18 protein-coding genes are annotated in these 18,473 nt (G+C 58.9%); 14 read left to right on the plus strand and 4 right to left on the minus strand.

Features of this window, described 5'->3' with window-relative positions; translation table 11 throughout:
• Positions 1-23: 23 nt before the first annotated feature.
• From gyrB to dnaA, 4 genes are read right to left on the minus strand one after another with little or no spacing between them, the layout of a single operon-like run.
• Positions 24-2,444: a DNA topoisomerase (ATP-hydrolyzing) subunit B gene (gene gyrB, locus DJ563_RS20970; RefSeq protein WP_274099403.1), complete on the minus strand. Its 2,421-nt coding sequence runs from the start codon at positions 2,442-2,444 to the stop codon at positions 24-26.
• A 4-nt stretch (positions 2,445-2,448) separates the two neighbouring features.
• Positions 2,449-3,552 (minus strand): DNA replication/repair protein RecF, encoded by a 1,104-nt coding sequence (gene recF / locus DJ563_RS20975; RefSeq protein ID WP_033702443.1) that lies wholly within the window; start codon positions 3,550-3,552, stop codon positions 2,449-2,451.
• 15 nt (positions 3,553-3,567) lie between these two features.
• Positions 3,568-4,671: a DNA polymerase III subunit beta gene (gene dnaN / locus DJ563_RS20980; protein WP_027592068.1), complete on the minus strand. Its 1,104-nt coding sequence runs from the start codon at positions 4,669-4,671 to the stop codon at positions 3,568-3,570.
• A gap of 40 nt (positions 4,672-4,711) precedes the next feature.
• Positions 4,712-6,241, minus strand: coding sequence for a chromosomal replication initiator protein DnaA (gene dnaA, locus DJ563_RS20985; protein WP_434518276.1), 1,530 nt, complete (start codon positions 6,239-6,241; stop codon positions 4,712-4,714).
• A 596-nt stretch (positions 6,242-6,837) separates the two neighbouring features.
• Between dnaA and rpmH the strand changes: the two genes are divergently transcribed.
• The 14 genes from rpmH to DJ563_RS21055 all read left to right on the plus strand — a co-directional run bounded on the left by rpmH (position 6,838) and on the right by DJ563_RS21055 (position 18,455).
• A complete protein-coding gene (rpmH, locus tag DJ563_RS20990) occupies positions 6,838-6,972 on the plus strand; it encodes a 50S ribosomal protein L34 (protein WP_003253163.1) in 135 nt (44 codons plus the stop codon).
• Positions 6,973-6,985: 13 nt separating this feature from the next.
• The gene (gene rnpA, locus DJ563_RS20995) at positions 6,986-7,390 is read left to right on the plus strand and encodes a ribonuclease P protein component (protein WP_077068714.1); all 405 of its coding nucleotides are present in this window, start codon (positions 6,986-6,988) and stop codon (positions 7,388-7,390) included.
• Positions 7,383-7,628, plus strand: coding sequence for a membrane protein insertion efficiency factor YidD (gene yidD, locus DJ563_RS21000; RefSeq protein ID WP_015268406.1), 246 nt, complete (start codon positions 7,383-7,385; stop codon positions 7,626-7,628). Before rnpA ends, yidD begins: the two co-directional genes overlap by 8 nt.
• 2 nt (positions 7,629-7,630) lie before the next feature.
• On the plus strand, positions 7,631-9,313 hold the full coding sequence (gene yidC / locus DJ563_RS21005; RefSeq protein WP_033702440.1) for a membrane protein insertase YidC: 1,683 nt from the start codon (positions 7,631-7,633) through the stop codon (positions 9,311-9,313).
• Positions 9,314-9,396: 83 nt separating this feature from the next.
• Positions 9,397-10,767, plus strand: coding sequence for a tRNA uridine-5-carboxymethylaminomethyl(34) synthesis GTPase MnmE (gene mnmE, locus DJ563_RS21010; RefSeq protein WP_434518277.1), 1,371 nt, complete (start codon positions 9,397-9,399; stop codon positions 10,765-10,767).
• A 535-nt stretch (positions 10,768-11,302) separates the two neighbouring features.
• Positions 11,303-13,195: a tRNA uridine-5-carboxymethylaminomethyl(34) synthesis enzyme MnmG gene (gene mnmG / locus DJ563_RS21015; RefSeq protein ID WP_434518278.1), complete on the plus strand. Its 1,893-nt coding sequence runs from the start codon at positions 11,303-11,305 to the stop codon at positions 13,193-13,195.
• Positions 13,192-13,842, plus strand: a complete 651-nt coding sequence (gene rsmG / locus DJ563_RS21020) for a 16S rRNA (guanine(527)-N(7))-methyltransferase RsmG (RefSeq protein WP_033702438.1) — start codon at positions 13,192-13,194, stop codon at positions 13,840-13,842. The genes mnmG and rsmG overlap by 4 nt, the downstream gene beginning before the upstream one ends.
• An 18-nt stretch (positions 13,843-13,860) precedes the next feature.
• Positions 13,861-14,652, plus strand: coding sequence for a ParA family protein (locus DJ563_RS21025; RefSeq protein ID WP_027592075.1), 792 nt, complete (start codon positions 13,861-13,863; stop codon positions 14,650-14,652).
• A gap of 9 nt (positions 14,653-14,661) precedes the next feature.
• Complete coding sequence (locus tag DJ563_RS21030; RefSeq protein ID WP_434518279.1) at positions 14,662-15,534, plus strand: ParB/RepB/Spo0J family partition protein; 873 nt, start codon at positions 14,662-14,664, stop codon at positions 15,532-15,534.
• A gap of 149 nt (positions 15,535-15,683) precedes the next feature.
• The gene (locus DJ563_RS21035; RefSeq protein WP_033702436.1) at positions 15,684-16,091 is read left to right on the plus strand and encodes a F0F1 ATP synthase subunit I; all 408 of its coding nucleotides are present in this window, start codon (positions 15,684-15,686) and stop codon (positions 16,089-16,091) included.
• A 16-nt stretch (positions 16,092-16,107) separates the two neighbouring features.
• On the plus strand, positions 16,108-16,977 hold the full coding sequence (gene atpB / locus DJ563_RS21040) for a F0F1 ATP synthase subunit A (protein ID WP_033702435.1): 870 nt from the start codon (positions 16,108-16,110) through the stop codon (positions 16,975-16,977).
• 142 nt (positions 16,978-17,119) lie between these two features.
• Entirely contained in the window at positions 17,120-17,377 is a 258-nt protein-coding gene (atpE, locus tag DJ563_RS21045; protein WP_003097235.1) for a F0F1 ATP synthase subunit C, read from the plus strand.
• 58 nt (positions 17,378-17,435) lie between these two features.
• The gene (locus tag DJ563_RS21050) at positions 17,436-17,906 is read left to right on the plus strand and encodes a F0F1 ATP synthase subunit B (RefSeq protein ID WP_003260032.1); all 471 of its coding nucleotides are present in this window, start codon (positions 17,436-17,438) and stop codon (positions 17,904-17,906) included.
• 12 nt (positions 17,907-17,918) lie between these two features.
• A complete protein-coding gene (locus DJ563_RS21055) occupies positions 17,919-18,455 on the plus strand; it encodes a F0F1 ATP synthase subunit delta (protein ID WP_003253191.1) in 537 nt (178 codons plus the stop codon).
• The last annotated feature ends 18 nt before the right edge of the window (positions 18,456-18,473 follow it).

The raw sequence follows: 18,473 nt of genomic DNA on the forward strand, positions 1-18,473 counted from the left end.
TATGGCAGTCGATCTGAACCCGATCAGAAGTCCAGGTTCGACACCGACAGCGCATTACTTTCGATGAACTCGCGGCGAGGCTCCACCGCGTCACCCATCAGGGTGTTGAAGATCTGATCGGCAGCGATCGCGTCTTCGATTGTGACCTTGAGCATGCGGCGCACGGTTGGGTCCATGGTGGTTTCCCACAGCTGGTCCGGGTTCATCTCACCCAGCCCTTTGTATCGCTGGATGGTGTGGCGCCTGGTGCTTTCGTTCATCAGCCAGTCCAGGCCTTCCTTGAACTCGACGATCGCCTTGCGACGCTCACCGCGCTGAACATAGGCACCTTCACCCAGCAGGCTGGACAGCTTGGCACCGATGTTGACCACGGTACGGTAGTCATTGCTGCCGAAGAAATCGCGGTTGAACGTGATGTAGCTGGCCAGACCGTGCGAGGTGATTTCCACTTCCGGCAGCCAGACATTGCGCTCTTTATCTTCGCGAAGGCTGGCATTGTAAGCCAGGCCCGACTTCTGGCTGTTGTTCAGACGCTCCTGGAACTTGGCCAGCCAGGCCTGCATCACAGCGTGGTCGCCCAACTGCTCCAGGGTGACTTCCGGCAGGTAGATGAAGTGCTCGGTCAGCTCCTGTGGGTACAGGCGCGACAAACGCTTGAGGGTCTTCATCACGCCACGGAACTCGTTCACCAGGCTTTCCAGTTGAACACCGGAAACCGCTGGCGCCGACTCGTCCAGGTGCAGGCTGGCATCTTCCAGGGCCGATTGGGTCATGTATTCTTCCATGGCCTCGTCGTCCTTGATGTATTGCTCCTGCTTGCCTTTCTTCACCTTGTACAACGGTGGCTGGGCAATATAGATGTAGCCACGCTCGACCAGCTCAGGCAGCTGACGGAAGAAGAAGGTCAGCAACAAGGTACGGATGTGCGAACCGTCAACGTCAGCATCGGTCATGATGATGATGTTGTGATAACGCAGCTTGTCGATGTTGTACTCTTCGCGACCGATACCACAGCCCAGCGCAGTGATCAGCGTGCCGACCTCCTGGGACGAGATCATCTTGTCGAAACGAGCCTTCTCGACGTTGAGGATCTTGCCCTTCAGCGGCAGGATAGCCTGGGTGCGACGGTTGCGACCTTGCTTGGCCGAACCACCTGCGGAGTCACCCTCCACCAGGTACAGTTCGGAAAGGGCAGGGTCCTTTTCCTGGCAGTCAGCCAACTTGCCTGGCAGGCCAGCGATGTCCAGTGCACCTTTGCGGCGAGTCATCTCACGCGCCTTGCGCGCCGCTTCACGCGCTCGGGCAGCGTCGATCATCTTGCCGACAACAGCTTTGGCTTCGTTCGGGTTTTCCAGCAGGAAGTCCGAGAAGTACTTGTTCATCTCCTGTTCCACGGCAGTTTTCACTTCCGAGGAGACCAGCTTGTCCTTGGTCTGGGAGCTGAACTTGGGATCCGGGACTTTGACCGAGATGATTGCGGTCAAGCCTTCACGGGCGTCGTCGCCGGTGGTTGCGACCTTGTTCTTCTTGGCCAGGCCTTCCTGCTCGATGTAGCTGTTCAGGCTACGGGTCAGCGAAGAACGGAAGCCCACAAGGTGAGTACCACCATCACGCTGCGGAATGTTGTTGGTAAAGCACAACAGGTTCTCGTTGAAGCTGTCGTTCCACTGCAGGGCGACTTCAACGCCCACGCCATCTTCACGCTGAACATTGAAGTGGAACACCTGGGTGTTAACCGGCGTCTTGTTGGTGTTCAGGTACTCGACGAAAGCCCGCAGGCCACCTTCGTACTTGAAGAACTCTTCCTTACCGCTGCGCTCATCCTTGAGTAGAATGCCGACGCCCGAGTTGAGGAACGACAGCTCACGGATCCGCTTGGCCAGGATGTCCCAGCTGAAGTGGATGTTCTTGAACGTCTCAGCCGAAGGCTTGAAATGGATGTGGGTACCGGTCGTTTCGCTGTCACCGACAATCGCCATCGGCGCCTGGGGGACACCATGAACGTAGGTCTGCTCCCAGATCTTGCCGCTGCGACGTACTGTCAGTACCAGCTTTTCGGACAGGGCGTTCACTACAGAAACACCCACGCCGTGCAGGCCGCCAGATACTTTGTACGAGTTGTCGTCGAACTTACCGCCGGCGTGCAGCACGGTCATGATGACCTCAGCTGCAGAAACGCCTTCTTCTTTGTGCACGTCGACCGGAATGCCGCGACCGTTGTCGCGCACGCTGATGGATTCATCCGTGTGGATAATGACGGTGATGTCATCGCAATGACCGGCGAGGGCTTCGTCGATCGAGTTGTCGACCACTTCGAAGACCATGTGGTGCAGGCCGCTACCATCATCGGTGTCGCCAATGTACATGCCGGGACGCTTGCGTACGGCATCCAAACCTTTCAGCACCTTGATGCTGGAGGAGTCGTACGTTTGATTTTCGCTCATGCCTTCACTCCCGATGGTCGTGGGTCTGGGTGATACAGCCTTGTTCCACGTGGAACAAAGCAACTGGCGTTTCCGTCTGCCAGCCTTCCCTCAGTAATTCGTGATCTACACAGGTGATGAACACCTGGCAGCGTAATTCTTCAAGCAAGCGGCACAATGCGCGGCGGTGTTGCTCGTCCAGTTCTGACGGCAAATCATCCACGAGATAAATACAGTGACCGCGGCGAGCCTGACTGACGAGGTGCCCTTGGGCAATGCGTAGCGCACACACCACAAGTTTCTGCTGCCCTCGCGACAGAATGTCGGCTGCGTTGTTGGCAGCCAATCGAAGTCGTAGATCAGCACGCTGCGGACCAGCCTGGGTATGGCCCATCTGCTGATCACGAAGGAGAGAGGAGGCGAGGACTTCGTTGAGTTCCCGGTCCTTGTCCCAGCCTCGGTAATAGCTCAGGGTCAACCCGTCAAGCTCGACCAGTTCGCTCAGGGTTCGCTCGAAGACGGGCTTCAAGGCCATGATGTAATTGCGACGGTATTCATCTATTTCCGCGCTAGCCAGGCACAATTCCCGGTCCCAGGCGGCTTGCGAAGCTGGGTCAAGTGTACCATGCCGCAACCACGAGTTTCGCTGCCTGAGCGCCTTCTGCAGACGCTGCCAGGCAGGCAAAAACCGAGGTTCCACGTGGAACACTCCCCAATCCAGGAACTGGCGGCGAATCTTCGGCGCGCCCTCCAGCAACCTGAAACTGTCCGGGTTGATCAGCTGCAACGGCAACAGTTCGGCCAACTGCGCAGCACTTTTGGCATTCTGCCCGTCGATGCGGATGGTGAACTCGCCTTGCCGTTCACGAGATACCCCCAGGTTGCTGGTGCCTCCCGACGTCAACTCGACCTCGCCAAACACGGTGCACGCTGGCTGCTCGTATTGGATGACGGGGTTAAGACGCGTGCTGCGGAAGGACCGCGCCAGCCCAAGCAGGTGCACAGCTTCAAGCACACTGGTCTTGCCGCTGCCATTGGCACCGTAGAGGATGTTGATGCGGGGAGAAGGTGAGAGGGTCACCGGGTGCAGGTTGCGCACCGCGGTGACCATGATACGTCGAAGGGACATTCGCTCTGCTACAGGTTACAGACGCATCGGCATGACAACGTAGGACGAATCATCATTGCCAGCCTCCTGCAGCAGCGCACTGCTGTTGGAGTCGGACAAAATCAGACGCACCTGCTCGGTTGTCATGACGCCCAGCACGTCCAGCAGGTAGCTGACGTTGAAGCCGATTTCCAGCGCGCTGCCGTTATAGTCGACGCTGATTTCTTCTTCAGCTTCTTCCTGTTCCGGGTTATTGGCCTGAATCTTCAATTGGCCAGCGGCCAGTTGCAGGCGAATACCGCGGTACTTCTCGTTGGACAGGATCGCGGTACGGCTGAAGGCCTCACGTAGTGCCTGACGATCACCCACCACCAGTTTGTCGCCGCCCTTGGGCAATACGCGCTCGTAGTCAGGGAACTTGCCGTCCACCAGCTTGGAGGTGAAGGTGAATTCGCCGGTGGTCGCGCGGATATGGTGCTGCCCCAGGACGATACTGACCATGCCTTCAGGGTCGGTCAGCAGACGCGCCAGCTCAAGGATACCTTTGCGCGGCACGATGACCTGATGGCGATCATCCTGCTCGATGGGGGCACTCATCGAGCACAGTGCCAGGCGGTGACCATCGGTAGACACCGCACGCAAGGTATTACGCGACACCTCCAGCAGCATGCCGTTGAGGTAGTAGCGAACATCTTGCTGGGCCATGGCGAAGCTGGTGCGTTCGATCAGGCGGCGCAGCTTGCTCTGCTCCAGGTTGCAGGTCAGCGAGCCCGGGCCTTCTTCCACAGTCGGGAAGTCATTGGCAGGCAGGGTCGACAGGGTAAAGCGGCTGCGGCCGGCCTTGACCAACAGTTTTTGCTCGTCGACCTTGATATCGATCAGGACGTCGTTCGGCAGGCTTTTGCAGATGTCCATCAGCTTGCGCGCCGGGACAGTGATTTCGCCAGGCTCGGCTGGCTCTTCGAGTTGCACGCGGCCTACCAGTTCGACTTCCAGGTCGGTACCGGTCAACGACAACTGCTGGCCTTGCACAACCAGCAATACGTTAGACAGGACCGGCAAGGTCTGACGGCGCTCGACGACACCGGCGACCAGTTGCAGGGGTTTCAACAGGGCTTCGCGTTGAATGGTGAAATGCATGGTCTAGTCCCTTGCCTTCAATTAGCTGCGCAGACGGCCATCAGGTCGTCAGCGTCCGCAGCAGGTTCTTGTAGTCCTCGCGGATGTCCGCGTCGGATTCCTTCAGTTCGTTGATCTTGCGGCAGGCGTGCAGCACGGTCGTGTGGTCGCGACCACCAAACATGTCGCCGATCTCCGGCAGACTGTGGTTGGTCAGCTCCTTCGACAGGGCCATGGCCACCTGGCGCGGGCGCGCGACAGAGCGCGAGCGCCGTTTGGACAACAGATCGGAGATCTTGATCTTGTAGTACTCGGCCACGGTGCGCTGGATGTTATCCACACTGACCAATTTGTCCTGCAGCGCCAACAGATCCTTCAGCGATTCGCGAATCAGTTCGATGGTGATGTCGCGGCCCATGAAGTGCGAGTGAGCGATCACCCGCTTCAGTGCACCTTCCAGTTCACGGACGTTGGAACGGATGCGCTGGGCAATGAAGAAGGCTGCGTCATGGGGCAGCTCGACTTTGGCCTGGTCGGCCTTCTTCATCAGGATCGCCACACGGGTTTCCAGCTCTGGCGGCTCGACTGCAACGGTCAGGCCCCAGCCGAAGCGGGACTTCAGGCGTTCTTCCAGGCCTTCGATTTCTTTCGGGTAGCGGTCGGAGGTGAGGATCACCTGCTGGCCGCCCTCGAGCAGGGCGTTGAAGGTGTGGAAAAACTCTTCCTGCGAGCGCTCCTTGCGGGCGAAGAACTGGATATCGTCGATCAGCAGCGCATCGACCGAGCGATAGAAGCGCTTGAATTCGTTGATGGCATTGAGCTGCAGCGCCTTGACCATGTCGGCGACGAAACGCTCCGAGTGCAGGTAGACCACCTTGGCATTCGGGTTTTTCTTCAGCAGGTGGTTACCCACAGCATGCATCAAGTGGGTTTTGCCCAGGCCGACGCCGCCATAAAGGAAGAGCGGGTTGTAGCCATGCTTGGGGTTGTCGGCGACCTGCCAGGCAGCCGCACGCGCCAGCTGGTTCGACTTACCTTCGACGAACGTGTCGAAGGTGAACGTGCGGTTCAGGTAACTGGTGTGCTTGAGCGCGCCTTCAACCTGAACGGTGCGCTTTTCGGTACGGGTGCTGGTAGCCGGCACCGGCGCAGGCTCGGCCATGGCATCGAAGCTGTCGCGCGACGACGGCTCAGCCACCTCGTTGACCAGCACAGGCTCTACCGGTGCAGCGGCAGGTTCTGCCGACACAACAACGGGCGCAGCCTTGTGTACCTGGGTCTGCGCCAGCGAAGCAGCCACAGCGGCACTGACAGGCGCATTGGGGGCGGCACGCGGCGCCGAACTGCGACGGCTGCCTATTAATAAGGAAAGGGCAGGTGCAATGCCGCTGCCGTTTTCACCCAACAGCTCGAGCAGACGACCCAGGTACTTTTCATTGACCCAATCGAGAACGAAACGGTTAGGCGCATAGACGCGCAACTCGTCGCCTTCGGCTTCGACCTGTAGCGGACGGATCCAGGTGTTGAATTGCTGGGCAGGCAGTTCATCGCGCAGAAGCTCCACGCACTGCTGCCAAAGTTCCACTGACACGGATATCCCCTGAGTTTGAAAGCCGGATGAGGCAAAAGCAAACCGCCATTGTACCGGTCGAGCGATCAGTTATCCACATGTGGATACGTTAGGAGTCATGGCAAAACAGCCATTTATCGACCAAAACGTCTTTATGCACCTGTGCATAAACCCTGTGGATAACAGCACCTGAGGGCTATGCACAACCCTGGGTCGAAATCTGTGGATAATTCGACTGTGGATAAAGCACCTTTTTATACACAGATTCTACGCAGGCGCAGCACAAGCGCAGCACCGGATACCGACAGGGTTTCAAAACTCTGTACAGTCCGATTTTTCTGGGCTGTAGAAGGTTATCCACAGAAAGTTATCCACTTAAGATTTATAAGTTCTATAAGAAAGCTTTTTAAATGTCTCTTCTTTTTTATCATGTTATCCACGGTGGGGGGATCCCGAATGGCTCGTGTCTGGGCAACCGCTGGCCGAGCAAACGCATCACGCCGTCTATAAGGAATGACTGGTTGGAAATTGACCTATTGCCTTGCTTTCTCTAGAATCGCCGGTCTCTTAAAAAGGGGGCCATCCCGGCCGTCGTCGACAAACCCAGGTAACACGCCATGAAACGTACTTTCCAACCAAGCACCATCAAGCGCGCGCGCACTCACGGTTTCCGTGCTCGTATGGCTACCAAGAACGGCCGCGCTGTTCTGTCGCGTCGTCGTGCCAAAGGCCGTAAGCGTCTGGCCATTTGATTTTTCGGCACAGGTGGTGAGTCAGGACTTCAGTCGGGAAAAGCGACTGCTTACACCCCGACATTTCAAAGCGGTCTTCGACTCCCCAACCGGCAAGGTTCCAGGGAAAAACCTGCTGATCCTTGCTCGCGAGAACGGCCTCGATCATCCACGCCTTGGCCTGGTGATTGGCAAGAAGAGCGTCAAGCTCGCCGTTCAACGCAATCGCCTCAAGCGCTTGATGCGCGATTCCTTTCGTCTGAACCAGCAGATACTCGCTGGCCTGGACATCGTGATCGTCGCGCGCAAGGGATTGGGTGAGGTAGAAAACCCGGAATTGCATCAACACTTTGGCAAGCTCTGGAAACGCCTGGCGCGCAGCCGGCCATCTCCAGCGGTTAGCGCCGATTCCGCAGGGGTAGACAGCCAAGATGCGTAAACTGGCACTCGTTCCGATCCAGTTTTACCGTTATGCCATCAGTCCTCTGATGGCCAATCACTGTCGTTTCTTCCCCAGCTGCTCCTGTTACGCTTACGAAGCCATCGAAAACCATGGCCTCTGGCGTGGTGGGTGGCTGGCCGTTCGTCGCCTGGGGCGTTGTCATCCGTGGAACGACGGCGGTTTCGACCCCGTTCCACCCGCTCCTTCCTCCCGAACTTCTTCGATAGCCGAGTAATCATGGATATTAAACGCACGATCCTGATCGCCGCGCTGGCAGTCGTGTCCTACGTCATGGTCCTGAAGTGGAACGATGACTACGGCCAAGCTGCCCTGCCGACTCAGAATACTGCTGCCAGCACTGTTGCTCCGGGCTTGCCCGATGGCGTGCCGGCCGGTAACAACGGTGCCAGCGCCGATGTACCGAGCGCCAACGCCGAATCGAGCCCTGCCGAACTGGCACCGGTCGCACTCAGCAAGGATCTGGTCCGGGTCAAGACCGATGTTCTGGAACTGGCTATCGACCCGGTCGGTGGTGACATCGTCCAGCTGAACCTGCCGAAGTACCCACGCCGTCAGGACCACCCGAACATTCCGTTCCAGCTGTTCGACAATGGCGGCGAGCGTGTGTACCTGGCCCAGAGCGGCCTGACCGGCGCCAACGGCCCGGACGCCCGTTCCACTGGTCGCCCGCTGTACGCGGCCGAGCAGCGCAGCTACCAGCTGGCCGATGGCCAGGAACAACTGGTGGTCGACCTGAAGTTCAGCGACAACGGTGTGAACTACATCAAGCGCTTCAGCTTCAAGCGCGGTGAGTACGACCTGACTGTCAGCTACCTGATCGACAACCAGAGCGCACAGCCCTGGAGCGGCAACATGTTTGCCCAGCTCAAGCGTGACGCCAGTGGCGATCCGTCTTCGAGCACGGCAACCGGCACCGCTACCTACCTGGGCGCTGCCCTGTGGACAGCTGCCGAGCCGTACAAGAAAGTGTCGATGAAAGACATCGACAAAGGTAGTTTGAAAGAAAATGTGTCCGGCGGCTGGGTCGCCTGGCTGCAGCACTACTTCGTAACCGCGTGGATCCCGGCAAAGTCGGACAACAACGTTGTCCAGACCCGCAAGGACAGCCAAGGCAACTACATCATCGGTTACACCGGCCCGGCTATCAGCGTCCCTGCTGGCGGCAAGGTCGAAACCAGCGCCATGCTGTACGCCGGTCCGAAGATCCAGTCCAAGCTCAAGGAGTTGTCCCCAGGCCTGGAACTGACCGTCGACTACGGCTTCCTGTGGTTCATTGCCCAGCCGATCTTCTGGCTGCTGCAACATATCCACAGCCTGCTGGGTAACTGGGGCTGGTCGATCATCGTGCTGACCATGCTGATCAAAGGTCTGTTCTTCCCGCTGTCGGCTGCCAGCTACCGCTCGATGGCGCGCATGCGTGCCGTGGCGCCGAAGCTTGCCGCGCTGAAGGAACGCTTCGGCGATGATCGCCAGAAGATGTCCCAGGCGATGATGGAGCTGTACAAGAAAGAGAAGATCAACCCGCTGGGTGGCTGCTTGCCGATCCTGGTTCAGATGCCGGTATTCCTGGCCCTGTACTGGGTACTGCTGGAAAGCGTCGAGATGCGTCAGGCCCCATGGATGCTGTGGATCACTGACCTGTCGATCAAGGATCCGTTCTTCATCCTGCCGATCATCATGGGCGCCACCATGTTCATTCAGCAGCGTCTGAACCCGACGCCGCCGGATCCGATGCAGGCGAAGGTCATGAAAATGATGCCAATCATCTTCACCTTCTTCTTCCTGTGGTTCCCGGCTGGTCTGGTGCTGTACTGGGTTGTGAACAACTGCTTGTCGATTTCCCAGCAGTGGTACATCACCCGCCGTATCGAAGCAGCGAGCAAGAAAGCTGCTGCTTGACGGGCTGCTAGTCTGTGAATAAAAACGCCCCCTAGTGGGGCGTTTTTGCTATCTGTCGTTTTTTGTCGTAGAGGCTTTCGAGCATGAACACTGTGCGTGAGACCATCGCCGCCATCGCTACCGCCCAGGGCCGCGGAGGCGTGGGCATTGTCAGGTTGTCCGGCCCGTTGGCTGCCCAGGCAGGCCAGCTCATCACTGGCCGTACCCTGACCCCTCGCCACGCCCATTACGGGCCGTTTCGCGATGACCAGGGCCTGGTGCTGGACGAAGGCATCGCCTTGTACTTCCCAGGGCCCAACTCGTTCACCGGTGAAGATGTCCTCGAGCTCCAGGGGCATGGCGGGCCTGTGGTCCTGGACATGCTGCTGCAGCGCTGTGTACAACTCGGTTGCCGGCTGGCCCGCCCGGGTGAGTTCAGCGAGCGTGCGTTTCTCAACGACAAGCTCGACCTGGCACAAGCTGAAGCGATCGCCGACCTTATCGAGGCCAGCTCCAGCCAGGCGGCGCGCAATGCCTTGCGCTCGCTGCAGGGTGAGTTCTCCAAACGTGTGCACAGCCTCACCGAGGCGCTGATCGCCTTGCGCATCTACGTGGAGGCGGCGATCGACTTCCCTGAGGAGGAGATCGACTTCCTCGCCGATGGCCACGTGCTGTCGATGCTGGATACCGTGCGCTGCGAGTTGTCCACAGTTCAACGCGAAGCCGGGCAGGGGGCACTGCTGCGCGATGGCATGACGGTAGTGATCGCCGGCCGCCCGAATGCGGGTAAATCCAGCTTGCTGAACCGGCTTGCCGGTCGCGAAGCGGCCATCGTCACCGACATCGCCGGCACCACCCGGGACATCCTGCGTGAACATATCCACATCGACGGCATGCCGTTACACGTGGTGGACACCGCAGGCCTGCGTGATACCGATGACCATGTGGAAAAGATAGGTGTCGAGCGGGCGCTCAAGGCCATTGGCGAAGCTGATCGTGTGTTGCTGGTGGTCGACTCCACGGCACCCGAAGCCAGCGATCCCTTCGCCCTCTGGCCGGAGTTCCTCGATCAGCGCCCGGACCCTGGCAACGTCACGTTGATCCGTAACAAGGCCGACCTCAGCGGTGAAGCCGTGGGCCTGGAGCAGTGTGACGACGGCCATGTGACCATCACCCTCAGCGCCAAGGATGACGATAGCGGCTTGCAGCTGCTGCGTGACCACCTCAAGGCCTGCATGGGCTACGAACAGACTGCCGAGAGCGGTTTCAGTGCCCGCCGGCGCCACCTGGATGCCCTGCGCCAGGCCAGCGATCACCTGGAGCATGGCCGTGCGCAGCTGACCCTGGCTGGCGCCGGTGAACTGCTGGCAGAGGACCTGCGCCAGGCTCAGCACGCCCTGGGAGAGATCACAGGGGCGTTCAGCTCAGATGACCTGCTGGGGCGTATCTTCTCCAGTTTCTGCATCGGCAAGTAGTCCACAGGCCTTCACAAGGCCACTGGCGACACCAGGCCGCTCCTTCGGGAGCGGCTTTTTTTTTGCTCGGCAATCACCTCACTGGCTGTGCGTTGGCCAAGAAGGCAGTCCAGATCCTGGTTTTTTTCATCCACAGGTGAAAATAGGTGCGCCTGTACCCTGGGGATAACCCACCTTCAGGTCTCTTGATAACCCACTCTTTTTCTTGAGGAAAAAACCGCCTGTGGGTAAACAGGCATTTAATCCACAGGTTAAATGACGTTATCCATAGCCCTCATGGCACTTGAATAACAGGGTTTAATTTCTCTGTACACAGCGCCAGATAAGGCCTGTGTAACCTTATCCACAGAAAGGTTCGTGCATAAGAATAAACATAAAAACAAAGCTTTTTAAATTTCTCTTCTTTGATTTCTGTTGTTTGCCACTCATCCACAGCCTGATCAAATTTTGCGCAAACGGTTCCTTTGCAAGGGGGTAAGTCCCTATACTTGTCGGCTTACCTTCTCTATTCGCAAAAACAGGCACGAGGTGCGTGGTGGATTTCCCTTCCCGTTTTGAAGTGATCGTCATCGGCGGCGGCCATGCCGGTACCGAGGCTGCGCTTGCGTCTGCACGCATGGGTGTCAAAACCCTGCTGCTGACCCACAACGTGGAAACCCTCGGTCACATGAGCTGCAACCCCGCGATTGGCGGTATTGGCAAAAGCCATCTGGTCAAAGAGATCGATGCGCTCGGCGGCGCCATGGCGCTGGCCACCGACAAGAGCGGCATTCAGTTCCGCGTGTTGAACAACCGTAAAGGCCCGGCCGTACGCGCCACCCGAGCGCAAGCTGACCGCGCCATCTACAAGGCAGTGGTTCGCGAAATCCTGGAAAACCAGCCAAACCTGTGGATATTCCAGCAGTCCTGCGATGACCTGATCGTCGAACAGGACCAGGTCAAAGGCGTGGTAACCCAAATGGGCCTGCGGTTCTTCGCCGAATCCGTGGTGCTGACTACCGGTACCTTCCTCGGTGGGCTTATCCACATCGGGCTGCAAAACCATTCCGGCGGCCGCGCCGGCGATCCGCCCTCGATCGCGCTGGCACACCGCATGCGTGAACTGCCGCTGCGCGTCGGCCGTCTGAAAACCGGTACCCCGCCACGTATCGATGGCCGCTCGGTGGACTTCTCGGTGATGACCGAACAACCGGGCGACACACCGATCCCGGTCATGTCGTTCATGGGCAATGCCCAGATGCACCCGCGCCAGGTGAGCTGCTGGATCACCCACACCAACGCACGTACCCACGAGATCATCGCCTCGAACCTCGACCGTTCGCCGATGTACTCCGGTGTGATCGAAGGCGTCGGCCCGCGCTACTGCCCGTCGATCGAAGACAAGATCCATCGCTTCGCCGACAAGGAAAGCCACCAGGTGTTCATCGAGCCGGAAGGCCTGACCACCCATGAGCTGTACCCCAACGGTATTTCGACTTCGCTGCCGTTCGATGTGCAGCTGGAGCTGGTGCGTTCGATCCGCGGCATGGAAAACGCCCACATCGTGCGCCCGGGTTATGCCATCGAGTACGACTACTTCGACCCGCGTGACCTGAAGTACAGCCTCGAGACCAAAGTCATCGCCGGCCTGTTCTTCGCCGGCCAGATCAACGGCACCACCGGTTACGAAGAAGCCGGTGCGCAAGGCCTGCTGGCCGGTACCAACGCTGCGCTGCGCGCGCAAGGCCGCGAAAGCTGGTGCCCGCGCCGCGACGAGGCGTACATCGGCGTACTGGTCGACGACCTGATCACCCTGGGTACCCAGGAGCCGTATCGCATGTTCACCTCGCGTGCCGAATACCGGCTGATCCTGCGCGAGGACAACGCCGACCTGCGTCTGACCGAGAAAGGCCGTGAACTGGGCCTGATCGATGACCAGCGTTGGGCGGCGTTCTGCACCAAGCGTGATGGCATCGAGCGTGAGGAACAGCGCCTCAAGTCGACCTGGGTTCGCCCTAATACCCCGCAGGGGCAAGCGGTTGTGGATAAGTTCGGTACGCCGTTGAGCCACGAATACAGCCTGCTCAACCTGTTGGCACGGCCGGAAGTGGATTACGCCGGCCTGATCGAGGCTACCGGGGGTGATGCCATCGACCCACACGTTGCCGAACAGGTCGAGATCAAGACCAAGTACGCGGGCTACATCGACCGCCAGCAGGATGAGATCGCCCGTCTGCGCGCCAGTGAAGATACTCGCCTGCCTGTGGATATCGACTACACCACGATTTCCGGCCTGTCCAAGGAGATCCAGGGCAAGCTCGGCCAGACCCGTCCCGAGACGCTGGGCCAGGCTTCGCGTATTCCTGGTGTGACACCGGCGGCCATTTCGCTGCTGCTGATTCATCTGAAAAAACGCGGCGCAGGCCGCGAATTGGAGCAAAGCGCTTGAGTTCCCTGGTCACCCCGCAACACGCCGAAGAATTGTCCACAGGCGCGCGCCAGCTCGGCATCGAGCTGAGCGCGCAGCAGCACACGATGCTGCTGGGCTACCTGGCCCTATTGATCAAATGGAACAAGGCCTACAACCTCACTGCCGTGCGCGATCCGGACGAGATGGTTTCCCGGCACCTGCTCGACAGCCTCAGCGTCATGTCGTTTATCCACAGCGAGCGCGATAACTGGCTGGATGTCGGCAGCGGGGGTGGCATGCCGGGCATTCCCTTGGCTATCCTGCACCCGCACAAGCGGGTGACGGTGCTGGACAGCAACGGCAAGAAGACCCGCTTCCTGACCCAGGTGAAAATGGAGCTCAAGCTGGACAACCTGCAGGTTATCCACAGCCGGGTAGAAGCGTTCAAACCGGCGCAACCGTTCAGCGGAATCATCTCGCGTGCCTTCAGCAGCATGGAGAACTTCACCAACTGGACCCGCCATCTGGGCGACACCGGGACGCAATGGCTTGCAATGAAGGGGCTGCATCCTGCCGATGAACTGGTAGCATTGCCCGCAGACTTCACAGTGGAAAGCGAGCAGGCCCTGACCGTTCCAGGTTGCCAGGGCCAGCGCCATCTGCTGATACTGCGCCGCAAGGCATGACTGGGAACACGCGCATCAATGGCTAAGGTATTCGCAATCGCGAACCAGAAAGGTGGTGTGGGCAAGACCACCACCTGTATCAATCTCGCGGCATCGCTGGCCGCGACCAAACGTCGTGTGCTGCTGATCGACCTCGATCCGCAAGGCAACGCCACCATGGGCAGCGGTGTCGACAAGCACGAGCTCGAGCACTCGGTATACGACTTGCTGATCGGGGAATGCGATCTGGCTCAGGCCATGCATTACTCCGAGCACGGTGGTTTCCAGCTGTTGCCGGCCAACCGTGACCTGACCGCCGCCGAAGTGGTGCTGCTGGAAATGCAGGTCAAGGAGAGCCGCCTGCGCAACGCCCTGGCGCCGATCCGCGAGAACTACGACTTCATTCTCATCGACTGCCCGCCGTCGTTGTCGATGCTGACCCTCAACGCGTTGGTGGCTTCCGATGGGGTGATCATCCCCATGCAGTGCGAGTACTACGCACTGGAAGGCCTCAGCGACCTTGTGGATAACATCAAGCGCATCGCCGCCCGGCTGAACCCGGAGCTGAAAATCGAAGGCCTGCTGCGGACCATGTTCGATCCGCGCCTGAGCCTGAACAACGATGTTTCGGCCCAGCTCAAGGAGCACTTCGGCGAGCAGCTGTACGACACGGTCATCCCGCGCAACATTCGCCTGGCCGAGGCCCCGAGCTTCGGCATGCCGGCCCTGGCCTACGACAAGCAGTCGCGTGGTGCGCTGGCTTATCTGGCCCTGGCCGGGGAACTGGTGCGCCGTCAGCGCCGTCCATCACGCACTGCACAAACAACTTAAGGAATCCGTATGGCCGTTAAGAAACGAGGTCTCGGACGTGGGTTGGATGCTCTGCTCAGTGGTCCTTCCGTCAGCGCGCTCGAAGAGCAGGCTGTCAAGATTGACCAGAAGGAACTGCAACACCTGCCGGTCGAGCTGATCCAGCGTGGCAAGTACCAGCCGCGTCGCGACATGGACCCGGTGGCGCTGGAAGAACTCGCGCACTCGATTCGCACCCATGGCGTGATGCAGCCGATCGTGGTTCGCCCGGTGGGCGACAACCGCTACGAGATCATCGCCGGTGAGCGCCGCTGGCGCGCCACCCAGCAGGCTGGCCTGGACACCGTGCCGGCCATGGTTCGTGAAGTGGCGGACGAAGCGGCCATCGCGATGGCGCTGATCGAGAACATCCAGCGCGAAGACCTCAACCCGCTGGAAGAGGCCCTCGCCCTGCAGCGCCTGCAGCAGGAGTTCGAACTGACCCAGCAGCAGGTGGCCGATGCCATTGGCAAGTCGCGGGTTACCGTGGCCAACCTGTTGCGCCTGATCACGCTGCCTGAAGCGATCAAGACCATGCTCGCCCATGGCGACCTGGAGATGGGTCATGCCCGCGCTTTGCTCGGCCTTGAAGAGAATCGTCAGGAGGAGGGGGCGCGTCATGTTGTCGCACGTGGCCTCACCGTGCGCCAAACCGAGGCACTGGTACGTCAGTGGCTCAGCGACAAGCCTGATCCGGTCGAACCGAGCAAACCTGATCCGGATATCGCACGCCTTGAACAGCGGCTCGCAGAGCGCCTGGGCTCGGCCGTGCAGATCCGTCATGGGACCAAGGGCAAAGGGCAGTTGGTTATTCGCTATAACTCGCTTGACGAGTTGCAAGGCGTCCTTGCTCACATCCGCTGAAACAATTCCTGTTGTAGCGCGCAGTCGGAAATCACTACCGAAGAGTTGAATAGGGGTTAATCCACCCCTATACTCTGCGCGCATTTTGTCGGCACAAATTATGCCAAGTCATAGCTGACTTGTTGGTCGACTTCCGAGGAGCAGTTGTGATGGAAATCCGCACGCCAAACCGCTTGCCTTTCCATCGCTGGGCGGTTTTTCCGGTACTGCTGACTCAATGTGTAGTACTTCTGCTGGCAACCTTGGTGGTGTGGCAGTGGAAAGGGGCGGTCAGTGGATATTCAGGTCTCTGCGGAGGTTTGATTGCCTGGCTACCCAATGTGTATTTCGCCTGGAAGGCGTTTCGCTTTAGCGGAGCCCGGGCAGCGCAGGCCATCGTCAAGTCGTTCTACGCTGGCGAGGCAGGCAAAATGATTTTGACGGCAGTGCTGTTTGCATTGACCTTCGCAGGAGTGAAGCCATTGGCGCCGTTAGCAGTATTCGGCGTCTTCCTGCTGACCCTAATGGTCAGCTGGTTCGCGCCACTGCTAATGAATAAAAGACTTTCGAGACCTTAGGGCGTTTGAGGCAACCATGGCAGCAGAAACCGCTTCGGGCTATATCCAGCACCACTTGCAGAACCTGACCTACGGTCAACTACCAGACGGCAGCTGGGGCTTTGCCCATTCGGCTGCAGAAGCCAAGGCAATGGGCTTCTGGGCGTTCCACCTGGACACCCTGGGTTGGTCCGTTGCGCTGGGTCTGATCTTCCTGTTCATCTTCCGCATGGCGGCGAAGAAGGCGACCTCCGGCCAACCCGGCGGCCTGCAGAACTTCGTCGAAGTGATGGTCGACTTCGTCAATGGCAGCGTGAAGGACTCCTTCCACGGCCGTAGCCCGGTGATCGCTCCGCTGGCACTGACCATCTTCGTCTGGGTATTCCTGATGAACGCCGTCGACCTGGTACCGGTCGACTGGATTCCTCAGCTGGCCATCCTGATCTCCGGTGATCCGCACATTCCGTTCCGCGCCGTGTCGACCACCGACCCGAACGCGACCCTGGCCATGGCCTTCAGCGTGTTCGCCCTGATCATCTTCTACAGCATCAAGGTCAAGGGCCTGGGCGGCTTCATCGGTGAGCTGACCCTGCACCCGTTCGGCAGCAAGAACATCTTCGTTCAAGCCCTGCTGATCCCGGTGAACTTCCTGCTGGAATTCGTCACCCTGATCGCCAAGCCGATCTCGCTGGCACTGCGTCTGTTCGGCAACATGTACGCCGGTGAGCTGGTGTTCATCCTGATCGCCGTCATGTTCGGCTCGGGCCTGCTGTGGCTGAGCGGCCTGGGTGTGGTGCTGCAATGGGCGTGGGCTGTGTTCCACATCCTGATCATCACCCTGCAAGCTTTCATCTTCATGATGCTGACCATCGTCTACCTGTCGATGGCGCACGAAGATAACCATTAAGACCGCCTGGCGTGTCTGATAGCCTTCCCCGCCGGTACGGGGGGAGGGCTTAAAAAGTCCGCAAGGGCAGCTGTACTCACGATTTGTTTTACCGCTTCAAACTAAAAACCTAACCAATACGACGTAAAAGTCGGGAGGAAAGATGGAAACTGTAGTTGGTCTGACCGCTATCGCTGTTGCTCTGCTGATCGGCCTGGGTGCTCTGGGTACCGCCATTGGTTTCGGCCTGCTGGGCGGCAAATTCCTGGAAGGCGCTGCTCGTCAACCAGAAATGGTTCCGATGCTGCAGGTCAAAATGTTCATCGTTGCCGGTCTGCTCGACGCCGTAACCATGATCGGTGTTGGTATTGCTCTGTTCTTCACCTTCGCGAACCCCTTCGTTGGTCAGATCGCCGGCTAATCACTCGTCACAACGAGTTGATGTGCTGTGATGAATTAAGACCGAGCGAGGTGTTGGCGTGAACATTAATGCAACCCTGATTGGCCAATCCGTTGCTTTCCTGATTTTTGTACTCTTCTGCATGAAGTACGTATGGCCTCCGGTCATCACTGCTCTGCAAGAGCGTCAAAAGAAGATTGCCGACGGCTTGGACGCTGCCAACCGCGCAGCTCGCGACCTGGAGCTGGCCCAAGAGAAAGCGGGTCAGCAACTGCGTGAAGCTAAAGCACAGGCAGCCGAAATCATTGAGCAAAGCAAGAAACGCGCTGCTCAGCTTGTCGAGGAAGCCCGTGATCAGGCCCGCGTCGAAGCTGACCGTGTGAAGGCTCAGGCTCTGGCCGAGATCGAACAGGAACTGAACAGCGCTAAAGACGCCCTGCGTGCCCAAGTGGGTGCCCTGGCCGTTGGCGGTGCTGAAAAGATCCTTGGCGCCACAATCGATCAAAACGCGCATGCGGAGCTGGTTAACAAACTGGCCGCTGAAATTTAAGCGAGGGCGATCATGGCAGAACTGACCACGTTGGCCCGACCTTACGCTAAGGCTGCCTTTGAGCATGCCCAGGCCCATCAGCAACTGGCCAATTGGTCAGCCATGCTCGGCCTGGCTGCTGCGGTGTCGCAAGACGACACCATGCAGCGCCTGCTCAAGGCCCCGCGACTGACGAGCGCAGAAAAGGCCGCCACGTTCATTGACGTGTGCGGTGACAAGTTCAATGCACAGGCACAGAATTTCATTCATGTTGCCGCGGAAAACGACCGTCTCCTGCTTCTGCCGGAGATTGCCGCTCTGTTCGACCTGTACAAGGCCGAGCAAGAGAAATCCGTGGACGTGGAAGTCACCAGTGCCTTCGCGTTGAACCAAGAACAGCAAGACAAACTCGCCAAGGTTCTCAGTGCACGGTTAGGCCAGGAAGTGCGCCTGCACGCGTCGGAGGATGCCAGCCTGATTGGCGGCGTCGTCATCCGCGCTGGTGACCTGGTAATCGATGGCTCTGTTCGCGGCAAAATCGCGAAACTGGCCGAAGCATTGAAATCTTGAGTTTGAAGGGGCAGCAGA

This window comes from Pseudomonas sp. NFX1 (genome assembly GCF_051123555.1).
Classification (GTDB): Bacteria; Pseudomonadota; Gammaproteobacteria; order Pseudomonadales; family Pseudomonadaceae; genus Aquipseudomonas; species Aquipseudomonas capeferrum.